The organism is Vibrio sp. 1151_11, from assembly GCF_029478525.1.
Lineage (GTDB): Bacteria > Pseudomonadota > Gammaproteobacteria > Enterobacterales > Vibrionaceae > Vibrio > Vibrio anguillarum.
Genome location: NZ_SHMN01000110.1, coordinates 1 through 387, shown reverse-complemented (window position 1 = coordinate 387; position 387 = coordinate 1). Strand labels below are relative to the sequence as shown.

The following is a 387-nucleotide window of genomic DNA, read 5'->3' as shown; positions in this document are numbered from 1 at the left end:
AAGGCTAACAAACGGCTCAAGAGGGATTGCCAACGCTTGGCGGCTTTAGTGCAAAATTGAAGTTCAGTGTTTACAGTGTGTTTTTTGAGTTCGGCGGTGCGTTGTCAACCCCTTAGCCGGGCGTTATATGTCATCTAGTTCTGCGCTCTATACCGCATATGAAATAGCATCTTTACTTTGTTGAGCGGTAGGCTTGTATTGTCTACAATAGCGCACTTTTTTACATATTTTAGGTTATGAATATGAACGACACTACAGCGAAACCCGCTTTGCCGGATCACCTTGCTGGTAATCCTCGCAGCCCACACTATGTAGCGGAGTGCTTTGAACACCACATTGGCATTCGTCTAAATGGCAAAGAACGTACTGATGTTGAAGAATACTGCA

At 44.7% G+C, this 387-nt stretch carries 1 protein-coding gene; it reads left to right on the top strand.

What is annotated here, in order from left to right; translation table 11 throughout:
- Positions 1 to 242: 242 nt before the first annotated feature.
- The coding region (locus EXZ60_RS18985; RefSeq protein ID WP_277436162.1) for a DUF3297 family protein at positions 243 to 387 on the top strand (145 nt) is incomplete at its 3' end.